Source organism: Thioclava sp. ES.031 (assembly GCF_002563775.1).
In the GTDB taxonomy this organism is placed as follows: domain Bacteria; phylum Pseudomonadota; class Alphaproteobacteria; order Rhodobacterales; family Rhodobacteraceae; genus Thioclava.
Map to the genome: position 1 here is coordinate 3,486,097 of NZ_PDJO01000001.1, position 14,292 is coordinate 3,500,388.

Consider the following 14,292-nt stretch of genomic DNA (forward strand, 5'->3'; position numbering starts at 1 on the left):
GGGCCATGGCCGGAGCGTAAAATTTGTCCAGCCGGTTGAGTTCTCCCGATCCTGCGCCGCGCCTGCGTCGGATGCAAGCGCTCACCTCGCGCCACCCCGCCGCCTCGCGTGGAGTTCATGCCGCAACGTAATTCGGAGGGGTTGCAATCACCCCCTTCGTGCTATCTAGAACGACGGGAGAGTCGCGCGCGAAAAATTAGTTTAGCGCTAAACCAGTTTCGGGAGGATCTCATGGAAGAGCTGCGTCAGGACAACCTGCGTCAGTCGGCACTGGACTATCACGCCAAGCCGAAACCCGGAAAACTGGAAATTCGCGCGACGAAGCCGCTCGCCAACGGGCGCGATCTGGCCCGCGCCTATTCGCCCGGCGTGGCCGAGGCGAGCCTTGCCATCAAAGAAGACCCCGACACCGCACGCGACTACACCGCGCGGGGCAATCTGGTCGCCGTCGTCACCAATGGCTCGGCCGTGCTGGGCCTGGGCAATATCGGCCCGCTCGCCGCGAAGCCGGTGATGGAAGGCAAGGCGGTTCTGTTCAAGAAATTCGCCGATATCGACTGTTTCGACATTGAAGTCGCCGAGAACGACCCCGAGAAGCTCGCTGAGATCGTCTGCGCGCTCGAGCCCTCCTTCGGCGCGATCAACCTCGAAGACATCAAGGCCCCCGACTGCTTCATCGTGGAGAAGATCTGCCGCGAGAAGATGAACATCCCGGTCTTTCACGACGACCAGCACGGCACCGCGATCGTGGTGGGGGCCGCCGCGACCAACGCGCTGCGCATCGCGAAGAAGAACTTCGAGGACATCAAGATCGTCTCGACCGGCGGTGGCGCGGCGGGCATCGCCTGCCTCAACATGCTGCTGAAGCTGGGCGTGAAGCGCGAGAATGTCTGGCTCTGCGACATCGAGGGTCTGGTCTACGAGGGCCGCGAAGCTGACATGACGCCGCAAAAGGCGGACTACGCGCAGGACAGCGATCTGCGCACGCTCGACGAGGTGATCGAAGGCGCGGATATGTTCCTCGGCCTTTCCGGCCCCGGCGTGCTGAAGCCCGAGATGGTGCAGAAGATGGCCAAGCAGCCGATCATCTTCGCGCTGGCGAACCCGAACCCGGAAATCCTGCCCGACGTGGCCCGCGAGGTCGCGCCCGATGCGATCATCGCGACCGGGCGCAGCGATTTCCCGAACCAGGTCAACAACGTGCTGTGCTTCCCCTTCATCTTCCGGGGCGCACTGGACGTGGGCGCGACGACGATCAACGACGAGATGCAGATCGCCTGCGTCGAAGGGATCGCCAAGCTCGCGCGGCAAACGACCTCCGCCGAGGCCGCTGCCGCCTATCGCGGCGAGAAGCTGACCTTCGGGGCGGATTACCTGATCCCGAAACCCTTCGATCCGCGGCTGATCGGCATCGTCGCCTCTGCCGTGGCGAAAGCCGCGATGGAGACCGGCGTGGCGACCCGCCCGCTGGAAAATCTGGATGCCTACAAGGTTCAGCTCGACGGCTCGGTGTTCAAATCCGCTCTGCTGATGCGCCCGGTCTTCGATGCCGCCGCGACCGCGAGACGTCGCATCGTCTTCGCCGAGGGCGAGGATGAGCGCGTGCTGCGCGCCGCCAACGCGATGATCGAGGAGACCACCGACACGCCGATCCTGATCGGTCGTCCCGACGTGATCGAGATGCGCTGCGAACGGGCTGGGCTGCCGCTCGATCTGGGCGCGGTCGAGATCGTGAACCCGGAAAACGACCCGCGCTATCGCGACTATTGGGGCACCTATCACGAGCTGATGGCCCGGCGCGGTGTCACCCCCGATCTGGCGCGTGCGATCATGCGCACCAACTCCACCGCCATCGCAGGGGTCATGGTCCATCGCGAGGAAGCGGATTCGATGATCTGCGGCACGTTCGGGCAATATCTCTGGCACCTGAAATACGTGCGCGAAATCCTCGCCCGCGACGGGCTGCATGCCCAAGGCGCGCTGAGCCTGATGATCCTCGAGGACGGCCCGCTTTTCGTGGCCGACACCCATGTCCATCACGCGCCCACGCCCGAGCAGATCATGGAGACGGTCTGCGGCGCCGCGCGCCATGTCTCGCGCTTCGGTCTGACGCCGAAGATCGCGCTGTGCTCGCACAGCCAGTTCGGCAATCTCGACAGCGACTCGGGCGAGCGGATGCGCGCCGCGATGAACCTGCTGATCCGGCGCGAAGTGAATTTCGACTTTGAGGGCGAGATGCATGTCGATGCCGCCCTCGATCCCGAGACCCGCGCCCGGCTGATGCCGAATTCGCGCTTCGAGGGGGCGGCAAATGTGCTGGTCTTCGCCAATACCGACGCGGCCTCGGGCGTACGTAACATCCTCAAGATGAAAGCAGGCGGGCTCGAAGTCGGGCCGATCCTGATGGGGATGGGCAACAAGGCGCATATCGTGACGCCCTCGATCACTTCGCGCGGGTTGCTGAACATGTCGGCCATCGCAGGCACGCCGGTCGCCCATTACAGCTGAGTCGCGCCCACCTGCGAAATTTGCAAACCCCTCCCGGGCTGCAAAGAAGCTGAAAACTCGCCCGCAGTTTGCAAAAGTTTGCGGGCGTTTTATCGCGCTTTCTGCAAATTTTTTAGCGTCGCACCCGATTGTGCGCGGTAACATTCTTGCGTCAACGCGTTGTGCTCCGTAACACATCTCCAAATTCCTGAGGAGGAGATGTTCGCATGGGCTACAAAGAGGTCTATTCCGCCTGGCAGGCCGATCCCGAGAAATTCTGGATGGACGCCGCCGAGAAGATCGACTGGGACGAGAAGCCCTCGAAGGCCCTGTTTGACGGAAACGCGCCGCTCTACGAATGGTTCTCGGACGGGATGGTCAACACCTGCTGGAACGCGGTCGACCGCCATGTCGAGCAGGGGCGCGGCGATCAGATCGCGATCATGCATGAAAGCCCGATCACCCACTCGACCAAGGGCATCACCTACAAGGAACTGCAGACCCGTGTGGCATCGCTCGCCGGCGCGCTGAAGATGCGCGGCGTCGAAAAGGGCGACCGCGTCATCATCTACATGCCGATGATCCCCGAGGCGCTGGAGGCGATGCTCGCCTGCGCCCGGATCGGCGCGGTCCATTCGGTCGTGTTCGGCGGCTTCGCGGCGCATGAACTCGCGGTGCGGATCGACGACTGCACCCCCAAGGCGATCATCGCGGCAAGCTGTGGCCTCGAGCCCGGGCGCACCGTGCATTACAAACCGCTTCTGGACGAGGCGATCGAACAGGCCGAGCACAAGCCGGAATTCTGCGTCATCTTCCAGCGCGAACAGGAAGTGGCGAAGCTGATCGAGGGGCGCGACTTCTCGTGGCACGGCTTCCAATATGGCGTGAAGCCCGCGGACTGCGTTCCGGTCGAGGGCAACCACCCGGTCTACATCCTCTACACCTCCGGCACGACCGGCCAGCCCAAGGGCGTCGTGCGCCATACCGGCGGCCATCTCGTCGCGCTGCAATGGTCGATGAAGAACATCTACAATATCGAGGCGGGCGACCGGTTCTGGGCGGCCTCGGATGTCGGCTGGGTCGTGGGCCACTCCTACATCTGCTACGGCCCGCTGATCGCGGGCGCGACCACGGTGGTATTCGAGGGCAAGCCGATCGGCACCCCGCATCCGGGCGTGTTCTGGCGGATCATTCAGAACAATCGCATCAAGAGCTTCTTCACCGCCCCCACGGCGCTGCGCGCGATCAAGCGCGAGGACCCGAATGGCGAATGGATCAAACGCTACGCGCTGCACGATCTGCAGGCGCTGTTCCTCGCAGGCGAGCGGGCCGACCCCGCCACTGTCGAATGGGCGCAGAAACATCTCGGCGTGCCGGTGGTCGATCACTGGTGGCAGACCGAGACCGGCTGGGCCATCGCCGCGAACCCGATCGGGATCGAAGAGCTGCCGACCAAGGTAGGCAGCCCCTCGGTGCCGATGCCGGGCTACGACATTCAGGTGCTCGACGAGGGCGGCCACCCGGTCGAGACGGGCCAGCTTGGCGCCATCGCGATCAAGCTGCCGCTGCCTCCGGGCACGCTGCCGACACTGTGGAATGCCGAGGCGCGCTTCAAGAAAAGCTACCTCGAGCAATTCCCCGGCTATTACGAGACGGGCGATGCGGGCTATGTCGACGAGGACGGCTATCTCTACATCATGGCGCGCACCGATGACGTCATCAACGTGGCCGGGCACCGTCTCTCGACCGGGGCGATGGAAGAGGTCCTTGCCGGGCATAGCGACGTCGCCGAATGCGCGGTGATCGGTGTGGCCGACGACCTGAAGGGTCAGACCCCGATGGGCTTCCTGTGCCTCAATTCGGGCTGCAACCGCCCGCATGGCGAGGTGATCAAGGAATGCGTGAGCCGCGTGCGCGAACAGATCGGCCCGGTCGCGGCCTTCAAGCTCGCCACCGTGGTGGACCGCCTGCCGAAGACCCGCTCGGGCAAGATCCTGCGGGCCACGATGGTGAAGATCGCAGACGGGCAGGAGTGGAAAATGCCCGCGACAATCGACGATCCCGCGATCCTCGACGAGATCACCGAGGCGCTGAAAGGTCTTGGCTATCCGAAAAAATGAGCGGCGCTTACAATGAGTGGCGCTGATAAGCACCACGTCAAAAGTTTACGCCCGAGTTAAGAAGCCGCATCCACAATGGGTGCGGCTTTATGTTATTGTTTATGCTATGGAAGGTTAATTTGAGAACCGCACCCCGGAATCATCCATCGAGGGGTTATTTTGACGAACCGGAAGCTGCCCGATCCCACTGACCAAACGCCTCTCGCGACGTTGCGATGCGATCTGGGTCCTTTATGGCAGCACGATCTACGCGCCGCTTTGGCCGATGTAATGTGTGGTCTGGACGCGGCGCTGGCCGATCCGGGCGGCAAAGGCACGCATGGGCAACTCGAACGTGCGCGCGAAGCGGCGAGCGATCTGGCGCAGCTGCTGGATCTGGACGGGGCGGATACACGCGCACCTGCCGTTCCGAGCGAGGATGCCGCAAGCGATCCGGCCAGCGAGACTGAGGCGACGCCCGCTACGCCGCTCTTGGTCATTGCCGACGCGCTCGAACGGGTGCGCCGCCGCTGGACGGGCGCGGCTGCCGCCCGGGGCATGTCGCTCGCGATCCAAATGGCCCCCGATCTGCCGCCGGTGCTGGCAATCGATCGCGTGCCGCTCAACCGCATCTTCGCCAACCTGATGCGCAACGCGCTGTGCTATGCCGGGCGCGGCACGATCCATCTGTCGCTCGGCTTCGATCCGGCCCAGGGGCTGCTACTGACCGTGCGCGACGAGGGCGACGGCTTCCCCGAGGAGCGCCTGCGCGCGCCCGCCTGTGCCGGGCAACGCAGCGAACCCGCCACCTTCCGCAATCCCGAGGGGCAAGGTCTGGGCCTTGCGATCTGTCACGCGCTGGTGGCAGAGGCAGGCGGCAAGATAGACCTCGCCAACGCGCCGCAAGGCGGGGCCGAAATCCGCGTGTCGCTTCCCGCCCGTCCCATCGATATCAGCTCCACGATGCGCGATGCCCCCCTGCCCGATCTGAGCGGGTGGAACGTGCTCGTCGCCGATGACAGCGAGATGAGCCGCGCCGTGCTCGAGAAGTTCCTGAGCGCGATGGGCGCGCAGGTGACCGGGCTGCGCCGCGGCGACACCGCAGCCGCGCAACTGCTGGCCGAACGGTTCGATCTCGCGGTGCTGGATGTCGAAATGCCCGGCAGCCGCGGCCCCGAGGTGATCGCCACCATTCGCCGCTCCGGTCTGCCTTGGGCGGAACTGCCGATCATCCAGTGCAGCGGCCATCGCGACGTGGAGAAAGGCGCCGCCGATGCCTGCCTGATCAAGCCGGTGCTGGGCCTGCAGCCGATCCTGCGCGCCTTGGAAGAGGCTGGTTGCATGACGACCGTACCACGCGTAACTACGCCGCCGCGCGGTTTGCTCGCCCATCTGCGTCTGGCTGATAAGGCATTGCCAGCGGGGCTCGGACAGGAACTGATCGCCGATCTCGAGACGGTACGTCACGGGCTGTCGCTCGCACTGCCCCCTTTCGACCTCTGCGCCCTGCAATTGCTGAGCCACAAGCTCAGTGCGGTGGCCGGAGTGGCGGGAGACCACCCCCTCTCGCGGCATGCACGCGCGCTTGACAGTGCAACCCGACATGGGACTTATGAAGATATTCAAGATCTTGGCCGGGTCGCCCTCATTTTCATCGACCGGCTGATAGCCACCACCCGAAATAATTTGAACGCGAAGACTGATTTACAGCATGAGAACTAGTGACTTCGATACGACCTCCCCGGACAGGGATACCAGCTCCGAGACGGATAGCCCGCAATACGGCCTCAGCCGAAGCGGGCGGAACAGCGTCGACTCCGAGGCCGAACATTTTCTATTGATCGAAGATGTGGGATCGCTCCGGGCGATCTATGACGCCTATCTGCGCAACGCCGGCTTTGTCACCCATCTCGCGGCAAGCGCCGAGGAAGGGATGCGCATCTTCCGCGAGAACCCGATCCGCATGGTTCTGCTGGACCTGATGCTGCCCGATCGCGACGGCGACACGCTGATCGCCGAAATGCTGGCTCTGCGCCCCTACACGGCGATCATTGCGGTCACAGCCGACCGCTCGATCGACCGCGCGGTGCGGGCGATGCAGGAGGGCGCAATCGACTTCCTCGTGAAACCGATCGACGAACCGCGTCTCAGCAGCGCCATCAAGAGCGCGCGCAGCCTGTCTCTGCGGGCGGATCTCGACGACGCGAGCTCCGGCGAAGACACGGTCGGGGATTTCATCGGCAACGCGCCACAGATGCGGGCACTCTACGCCCGGATCCGCGCTGCGGCGCGTTCGACCGCCCCGGTCTATATCTGGGGCGAAAGCGGCACCGGGAAGGAGCTTTGCGCCCAAGCGGTACACGCCGTGAGCCCGCGTGCCGATGGGCCGTTCATCGCGCTCGATTGCGGCGCACTGACTGCCGAGCGCACCGATAGCGAGCTGTTCGGTCATAGCCGCGGGGCCTTCCCCGGCGCCTTGGAGGACAAGCCCGGCGCGTTCTCTGAGGCCAATGGCGGGACGCTTCTGCTCGACAATATCTGCGAACTTGCCCCCACCGCGCAGATCAAGCTGCTGCGGTTCCTGCAAAGCGGCCAGATCAAACCGCTCGGCGCGAACCAACCGATCGACGTCAATGTGCGCATCGTCTGCGCCTCCACCAGTTCGCCCACCACCATGCTGCAAAGCGGCGTGATCCGCGAAGACCTCTATTACCGGCTGATGGTGCTCGCGATCGAGATGCCGCCGCTCCGGTTGCATCGCGAGGATATCGGCCCTCTGGCGCGGATGGCGCTGGAGCGGTTCGCGTCCCAGGAGGAGCGCGACTTCAGCGAGATCGAGCCGGAGGCAATCACCCGCTTGGAGGACCGCCCGTGGCCCGGCAATGTCCGCCAGCTGATGAACGTGATCCGCGCCGCGATCGTGATGCATGACGGACCGGTGCTGCGCGCTCATATGCTGCCGGAATTCGATCCGGCGATGAGCCGCGCCGCATCCACCGCTGTGCAGACTTCCGATCCCTTCGCGAACCGCACCCTCGCCGAGATCGAACGTGCGGCGATAGAGGCCGCGATCACCCGGCATGACGGATCGATCCCGCGCGCTGCGCTGGAACTGGGGGTCGCGCCCTCTACGATCTATCGCAAGCGCGAGGCGTGGCTGTCGAAGGGCTGAACTTCAGGCGAACTGTTCGCGCATCAACCGCTCTTCGAGCCCGTGACCGGGGTCGAAGAGGATGCGGTGCTCGATCTCCGGCTCGGAGCGCACCTCGACCCATTTGACCGGCTTGACCGAGCGGCTGTCCGCATCGGCCATGACCGGGCGCTTGTCGGGTTCGAGAATATCGAAGCGCACCAGCGCGGAGGATGGCAGGATCGCACCCTGCCACCGCCGCGGCCGGAAGCTCGCGATCCCGGTCAGCGCAAGCACGTCCGAGCCGATCGGCAGGATCGGCCCATGTGCGGAGAAGTTATAGGCGGTCGATCCGGCGGGGGTGGAGACGATCGCGCCGTCGCAGACCAGCTCCTGCATCCGCACCTTGCCGTTGATCGAGATCTTCAGCTTCGCCGCCTGCGGACCTGCGCGCAGCAGCGAGACCTCGTTGATGGCGAGCGCCTCGTGCAGCAGCCCGTCCTGGGTCTCGGCCTTCATCGACAAAGGATTGATCACCGCCTGCTCCGCTGCCTCGAGCCGCGCGGGCAGATCGTCCGCGACATAATCGTTCATCAGGAAACCGACCGAGCCGCGGTTCATCCCGTAAACCGGCAGCCCCGTGCCCTCGTGCAGGCATTGCAGCATGAACCCGTCACCGCCAAGCGCCACGATCACATCGGCCGCATAGCGCGGCACCTGCCCGTAGCGCGCGACCAGATCGGCCTGCGCCGCCTGCGCCGTCTCGGCGTGGGAGGCCGCGAAATGGATATGGGTATACTGGTTCGCCACGGCGCGTTCCTCCTGCATGTCCAAGGTGTTGCAAGGGCTTGGACGAAAGACAAGCGTCAATCCGGCGCGGAAATGACCGATTTGGTCGTTTGTCTGCTTTCAGCCCTGTGAAATCTGCGCTAAACGGTCGGCGACCGGATCTTTGCGAGGAATGGCCATGAAAGACCAACGCGATGCGGGCTTCTTCACCGAAAGCCTCTCCAGCCGTGACCCCGAACTCTTCAAGTCGATCACCGATGAACTCGGTCGCCAGCGCGACGAGATCGAACTGATCGCCTCGGAAAACATCGTCTCGAAGGCGGTGATGGAGGCGCAGGGTTCGGTGCTGACGAACAAATACGCCGAAGGGTACCCGGGCAAGCGCTACTATGGCGGCTGCCAATATGTCGACGTCGCGGAGAACCTCGCGATCGACCGCGCCAAGGAACTCTTTGGCTGCGAATTCGCCAACGTCCAGCCGAACTCGGGCTCGCAGGCGAACCAGGGCGTGTTCACCGCGCTCGTGAAGCCGGGCGACACCATCCTCGGCATGAGCCTCGATGCGGGCGGCCACCTGACCCACGGCGCCAAACCGAACCAGTCGGGCAAGTGGTTCAACGCGGTGCAATACGGCGTGCGCAAGCAAGACAGCCTGCTGGACTACGATCAGGTCCGCGAACTGGCGCTCGCACACAAGCCGAAGCTGATCATCGCGGGCGGCTCGGCTATCCCGCGTCAGATCGACTTCGCCAAGTTCCGCGAGATCGCGGATGAGATCGGCGCGTATCTGATGGTCGACATGGCCCACTTCGCGGGTCTCGTGGCCGGCGGTCAGCACCCCTCGCCCTTCCCCTATGCCGATGTCGCGACCACCACGACGCACAAGACGCTGCGCGGTCCGCGTGGCGGCATGATCCTCACCAACAACGAGGAGATTGCGAAGAAGGTGAACTCGGCGATCTTCCCGGGCATTCAGGGCGGTCCGCTGATGCATGTCATCGCCGGCAAGGCCGTGGCCTTCGGCGAGGCGCTGCGCCCCGAGTTCAAAGGCTATGCCGAGCAGGTCGTGAAGAACGCTCAGGCGCTGGCCGACGAGCTGATGAAAGGTGGCCTCGACATCGTCACCGGCGGCACCGACACCCACGTGATGCTGGTCGACCTGCGCCCGAAAGGCGTGAAGGGCAACGCGACCGAGAAGGCTCTGGGCCGCGCGCATATCACCTGCAACAAGAACGGCATCCCGTTCGACCCGGAAAAGCCGATGGTCACCTCGGGCATCCGTCTGGGCACCCCGGCGGGCACCACCCGCGGCTTCGGCGAGGAAGAGTTCCGCGAGATCGCGCGCCTGATCGTCGAAGTGGTCGACGGGCTTGCCGCGAATGGCGAAGAGGGCAATGGCGAGGTCGAAGAGGCCGTGAAAGCCAAGGTCGCGACCCTGCTCAGCGGCTTCCCGATCTACCCCGAACTGTGATCCGGTTTCGAGATTGAGTTGAAGGCCCCCGCGATCCGGGGGCCTTTTTCATGTCTGGGGGTGTGGCCCGATCAGATCGCCCCGGTCCAGACCATCGCGGCCAGCAAGGTGCCGCCCACGATCACCACGATCACGGCGATCGAACTGGCGAGGCCAAGCGCCGCGGCGCGCAGCCGCTCCGCCGCGCCCAGCGGTTCGAGATAGTCGCGACAGGTCGCGAAGGCGCCCTCCACCCTGCGGGCATCCAACTGCCGGGCGATCTTGGGCGCGTGCGCTTTGCGCTCGGCATCGACCAGCACCAGCGCCGCCTTGCGCACCTTGCGCGGCAGCGCCCGGGCCCGCGAGGCGACCCGCGCCTCGAGCGTCGGCCCCTTCGCCCCCAGCCGCTGCGCCAGAAGCCGCGAGACCTGCCCCACCATCTGATTGATCTTCTCCGGCCCCATCCGGCCCTCTCCCTTACGCCGCGTTCAGCAATTCCGCACCGGACGCTATCCGCCGCGCGAGATCAGCGCAACTGCGCGCATGGCCGCAGATTTTTTCGCATCCGCTCTGGAAGCCCCCGAGCGGCGATCTAGCTTAGCCCCATGTTGAACACGACCCCCTACTCCTCCGACAGCAATCCCGGCGCGCGACCGCTGATCATCGCCCCCGGTCTTTTCGGATCGGCCCGGAACTGGAACGCGATCGCCAAACGGCTGAGCGCGGACCGCCCCGTCATCGCGCTCGATATGCGCAATCACGGCGACAGCTTCTGGGACGACGATCACAGCTATCAGGCGATGGCCGACGACATCGCCGAGGTGATCGAGGCGAATGGCGGGGTCGCGGATGTGCTGGGCCATTCGATGGGCGGCAAGGCGGCGATGACGCTCGCCCTGACGCGACCGCAACTCGTCGCGCATCTCATCGTCGCGGATATCGCGCCCGAGAACTACGACCACGGCGACAACCACAGCGCGCTGATCGAGGCGATGCAGGGGATGGATATCGCCGATCTCACCTCGCGCTCCGCCGCGGATGAGCGGCTGGGAGAGCAGGTCTTCGATCCGGGCACCCGCGCCTTCCTGCTGCAATCTCTGGTGCTGCGCGACGGCCCGCCCCGCTGGAAGTTCAACCTTGCCGCGCTGAAGGCGAATATGGACGACATCCTCGGCTGGCCCGAGGCGCTGGACGGCAAGCAGTACGACGGCCCGACGCTGTTCCTGTCGGGCGCGGACTCGCATTACGTGCGGCCCGAAATGCACGACCGTATCCGCGGCTTCTTCCCGCAGGCGCGTTTCGAGGAAATCGACAATGCGGGGCACTGGCTGCACGCCGAGAAGCCCCGCGAGTTCGAAGCCGACGTGGCGCGTTTCCTCGACTCGACGAGCTGAGGAAACCCCGCCGCTTCGATCACGCCCCCGGCTTCATCATCCGACGGATCAGGTGATCGCGCTTGACGTATTGGTGATAGAGCGCGGCCGCCACATGCAGCCCGGCCAGCCACAGCAACAGGGTCGTCAGGATCGAGTGCGTCTCTGCCGCCCATCCAAGCTGCCCGTAATAGGCCACGAGCCCCGCAACCGGGATCGCGAACAGCGTCACGTAGAGCAGCCCGTGGACTGCGGCCGCGCCACGGCGGAAAATGGCGGGATCGTTCTCCGGCGGCTCGGGTGCGCCATGGGTCGCGCGCAGTATCAGACGCCAGATCGCGAGCACGAGCACCGCGATCCCCAAGACGATATGGCCATAGGTCAGGATACCGGCGTCAGCCGATCCACTCTCCATCAGATCGTGGAAAGTGTGGCCCATCGCGTCATTGAACAGATATTGGACGATGAGCAGCAGAACGACGGCCCAGTGGAGCCAAATCTGGGTTTTCGAATAGCCGGAAGCGTAGGACATATTACCTCTTTGAATTGACGAAACGCCGCCGCGCCTCGCCGGACTAGCGCGGCGAAGGCGCAGAGGTTCCGCCCTTCACGAAGTTGGGATTGTCCCGACGCCTGTGCCGCGCCGCGCCGTCAGGCGTTTTCGCGGATCATCTTGGCGATATACCACGCAACCGGCACGGCGACGAGGAACCCGATCACCGCAGAGACGATCATCGCGTTGGTCGTGAACATGTTCATCGTCAGCGCGGCAGTGATGAGAATACCCGCGAGGGTCGGTCCGACGAGGGCGTAGATGATACCGAAGAGGCGCATGTCTGATCTCCATTGAGCGGCGCATTTCGGTCGTCAGAGTGACTCCGATCACGCGGATGTGACCTTGATCCGCATCAAGTCCGCGCGGTCGCCGCTGCGGCAGGGCGTCGCATCAGCAATCGAGCTGGAAGCGCGCCTCGCCCGTATCTCCGGGCAGCGAGGGCGATCGGTAGAGCCCGCCCGCCGGTCCCGCGACCTTGCAACCCGACACCTGCTCTGCCGCGCGGATCATCAGGGGTGGCACGCGCCCCCGCTCTGCCCGGCGCAGATAGCCCATGCGCACCACCTCCGCCCGGTCGCCCTTGAGGAAGACGACGAAATCGATGCCGTCGAGCGTGATGTCATGCCGGGATGCTCCGAGGAACTGCGGCGCCGGGGAGGCGCAGCCCGCGAGAAGGCAGAGGCTCAGAAAAAACGGGGCTTTAGACATTGAAAGGCTCCGGGGAGGGACAACCCGGAGCCTTTCAGAGCTTAATTAACAAGAAGTTAACCAGCTCGGGCGGAGTGTGCGGCCCCCGCGAGGGACAAAGCAGGGGCCGCAAGACCGTTCTGACAGGGATCATGCCTGGCGGGGCGGCCAGAACGGGTCATTCCTTTTGATACGCCGCTCGGTCCAGAGACCTGCGGGAATTCCTAAGACAAGGCCGACGATCACGGCGAACGCGAATTCCTGCCATCCGACAAAGCCGAAAGTCAGAGCTGCGATCACCACGACCCCGGTCACGACGAGGGCCGAGAGGGCGGCGAGGAAAAGGCGCAGGGGCTTTTTCATTCGGGCTCTCCCTTATGTGCTCGATGGCAAAACGCCGCTTCTTGCCTCCAGTTCCACGGAACCGTAAATTTTTTCGTACGTTGGCCGACAATGGCTTAATAGGAGAGCGTAAGAGATGACGAAATCGGTTCAAATGGCAGCAATGACCGTGATCCTTCTGGGCCTCGCGGCCTGCAACACGGTGCAAGGCGCGGGTCAAGATCTGTCCGTCGCAGGCAGCACCATCGCAAGCGAGGCGCGTCAGGCGCGCTAAATTCCACGCTTGATAGCTCAGTGAAAAATCAAAGGCCCCGGAGATTTCCGGGGCCTTTTCTTGTCTCAGATGTCCGGGATGCGCCCGGCTCAATAATTCACATGGGCGACGCGGTCTTTCATCGACTCGCCCGGGTCCGACGAGAGCAGGATCTTCGCGCCCGCGACCAGCGCGTTGCCGCTGTCCCAGATCTCGGCCTGATCCGCATCGAAGCGCAGCAGCACCAGCTTCGGGTCGTCCTTTCCCTCGTACCAGGCGCCGATGAAGGGGTTCCACAGCCGCTCCACGACCTGCGGGTCGGTGCTCTCGGTCAGACGCCCCGTGACGGTCGCGAAGACCTTGTGGCCCTTATCCGCGAAGGTGAACATCGCCCCCGCACCGGGGGCCAGCCCGTCCATCAAGTCCGTGTCGCGCGCAGTGAAGAACCACACAGGGCCGGGCTTCTCCTCGACGATCGCCGTCATCGGACGCGGGGCCGCCGTCTCGACGCCAGCCCGCGCCAGCATCACGGTGCGATCCGAGTCGAGCGCGTCCCAGAAATCTTTCTCGATCTTGGCTTGGTCGGTCATGTCGTTTCCTCCTGAAATAGGTCTGGGAGGAGAACGTGAGGGTGGTGCACCATGTTCCGACTTAGAGAAAAGCGCGGCAACCGCCGCGCTTTTCCGAAGATCAGTTAGGTGCAGGTGTTCGGAACACCTTTTGATACAAGCTCTTGCCAATCGGCCCCAAGCTGCTCGCGCGCCGAAAGAGCGTTGCGTGCCTCGGGCGATCCCTCCGGGATCATGCGCACAACCATGCCCTGCGCGAAATTCGTGTTGAAACCGCTGAAGATATCACCCTGCATCCCCATGTCAGAGCGGTCACCCATAATGATGAACTTGTCGCCGCCGCGCCGGATCACCTCAATCGCTGCGGCCCGGAATGCGACGTTTCTTGCACCCGTCGGGCCACAAGCGGGAGCGGCATGTGTGTCGATCTTGAACGTATCGCGCGACATTGGCTGCACGTCGGTTGTCGCACAGCCTGCAAGGGTAAGCGCGGCAAGGGTAACAATAAGAGTGCATCTATTCATTTCACTGCTTTCTTAATGGCTTAGTGTCTTGTG

Annotated in this window: 15 protein-coding genes; 7 read left to right on the plus strand and 8 right to left on the minus strand. The window is 64.2% G+C overall.

Annotated elements, in window-relative coordinates:
• Window positions 1–231 precede the first annotated feature (231 nt).
• The 4 genes from AXZ77_RS16545 (at window position 232) to AXZ77_RS16560 (ending at window position 7,758) form a co-directional block, all read left to right on the plus strand.
• Window positions 232–2,508, plus strand: a complete 2,277-nt coding sequence (locus tag AXZ77_RS16545) for an NADP-dependent malic enzyme (protein ID WP_098411989.1) — start codon at window positions 232–234, stop codon at window positions 2,506–2,508.
• Between the two features lie 206 nt (window positions 2,509–2,714).
• Window positions 2,715–4,607, plus strand: a complete 1,893-nt coding sequence (locus AXZ77_RS16550; RefSeq protein ID WP_098411990.1) for a propionyl-CoA synthetase — start codon at window positions 2,715–2,717, stop codon at window positions 4,605–4,607.
• Window positions 4,608–4,877: 270 nt separating this feature from the next.
• On the plus strand, window positions 4,878–6,308 hold the full coding sequence (locus tag AXZ77_RS16555) for an ATP-binding protein (RefSeq protein ID WP_098411991.1): 1,431 nt from the start codon (window positions 4,878–4,880) through the stop codon (window positions 6,306–6,308).
• Window positions 6,298–7,758 carry a sigma-54 dependent transcriptional regulator gene (locus AXZ77_RS16560; RefSeq protein ID WP_098411992.1) on the plus strand — a complete coding sequence of 487 codons (1,461 nt, stop codon included), beginning with the start codon at window positions 6,298–6,300 and terminating at the stop codon, window positions 7,756–7,758. Before AXZ77_RS16555 ends, AXZ77_RS16560 begins: the two co-directional genes overlap by 11 nt.
• A gap of 3 nt (window positions 7,759–7,761) precedes the next feature.
• Here AXZ77_RS16560 and AXZ77_RS16565 read toward each other — a convergent pair whose 3' ends face one another.
• Window positions 7,762–8,526 (minus strand): NAD kinase, encoded by a 765-nt coding sequence (locus AXZ77_RS16565; protein ID WP_255266531.1) that lies wholly within the window; start codon window positions 8,524–8,526, stop codon window positions 7,762–7,764.
• Between the two features lie 157 nt (window positions 8,527–8,683).
• Here AXZ77_RS16565 and glyA point away from each other — a divergent pair, with 157 nt between their 5' ends.
• Window positions 8,684–9,976, plus strand: coding sequence for a serine hydroxymethyltransferase (gene glyA / locus AXZ77_RS16570; RefSeq protein ID WP_098411994.1), 1,293 nt, complete (start codon window positions 8,684–8,686; stop codon window positions 9,974–9,976).
• 71 nt (window positions 9,977–10,047) lie between these two features.
• On the opposite strand, the gene AXZ77_RS19645 is transcribed toward glyA, so the two are convergent.
• Window positions 10,048–10,419, minus strand: coding sequence for a hypothetical protein (locus AXZ77_RS19645; protein ID WP_098411995.1), 372 nt, complete (start codon window positions 10,417–10,419; stop codon window positions 10,048–10,050).
• A gap of 141 nt (window positions 10,420–10,560) precedes the next feature.
• Here AXZ77_RS19645 and AXZ77_RS16580 point away from each other — a divergent pair, with 141 nt between their 5' ends.
• Window positions 10,561–11,349: an alpha/beta fold hydrolase gene (locus tag AXZ77_RS16580; protein ID WP_098411996.1), complete on the plus strand. Its 789-nt coding sequence runs from the start codon at window positions 10,561–10,563 to the stop codon at window positions 11,347–11,349.
• Between the two features lie 19 nt (window positions 11,350–11,368).
• Here the strand turns inward: AXZ77_RS16580 and AXZ77_RS16585 are convergent, their stop codons facing one another.
• The 4 genes from AXZ77_RS16585 to AXZ77_RS16600 form a co-directional block, all read right to left on the minus strand.
• A complete protein-coding gene (locus AXZ77_RS16585) occupies window positions 11,369–11,860 on the minus strand; it encodes a cytochrome b (RefSeq protein WP_098411997.1) in 492 nt (163 codons plus the stop codon).
• 119 nt (window positions 11,861–11,979) lie between these two features.
• The gene (locus tag AXZ77_RS16590; RefSeq protein ID WP_078522498.1) at window positions 11,980–12,162 is read right to left on the minus strand and encodes a hypothetical protein; all 183 of its coding nucleotides are present in this window, start codon (window positions 12,160–12,162) and stop codon (window positions 11,980–11,982) included.
• A 112-nt stretch (window positions 12,163–12,274) separates the two neighbouring features.
• On the minus strand, window positions 12,275–12,592 hold the full coding sequence (locus AXZ77_RS16595; RefSeq protein ID WP_098411998.1) for a hypothetical protein: 318 nt from the start codon (window positions 12,590–12,592) through the stop codon (window positions 12,275–12,277).
• A gap of 129 nt (window positions 12,593–12,721) precedes the next feature.
• Window positions 12,722–12,934, minus strand: a complete 213-nt coding sequence (locus AXZ77_RS16600; RefSeq protein ID WP_098411999.1) for a hypothetical protein — start codon at window positions 12,932–12,934, stop codon at window positions 12,722–12,724.
• A 115-nt stretch (window positions 12,935–13,049) separates the two neighbouring features.
• Between AXZ77_RS16600 and AXZ77_RS16605 the strand changes: the two genes are divergently transcribed.
• Complete coding sequence (locus AXZ77_RS16605) at window positions 13,050–13,187, plus strand: entericidin A/B family lipoprotein (protein WP_098412000.1); 138 nt, start codon at window positions 13,050–13,052, stop codon at window positions 13,185–13,187.
• Between the two features lie 89 nt (window positions 13,188–13,276).
• Here the strand turns inward: AXZ77_RS16605 and AXZ77_RS16610 are convergent, their stop codons facing one another.
• Complete coding sequence (locus AXZ77_RS16610) at window positions 13,277–13,756, minus strand: pyridoxamine 5'-phosphate oxidase family protein (protein ID WP_098412001.1); 480 nt, start codon at window positions 13,754–13,756, stop codon at window positions 13,277–13,279.
• Between the two features lie 104 nt (window positions 13,757–13,860).
• Window positions 13,861–14,184 (minus strand): hypothetical protein, encoded by a 324-nt coding sequence (locus tag AXZ77_RS16615; RefSeq protein ID WP_255266532.1) that lies wholly within the window; start codon window positions 14,182–14,184, stop codon window positions 13,861–13,863.
• Window positions 14,185–14,292: the final 108 nt, after the last annotated feature.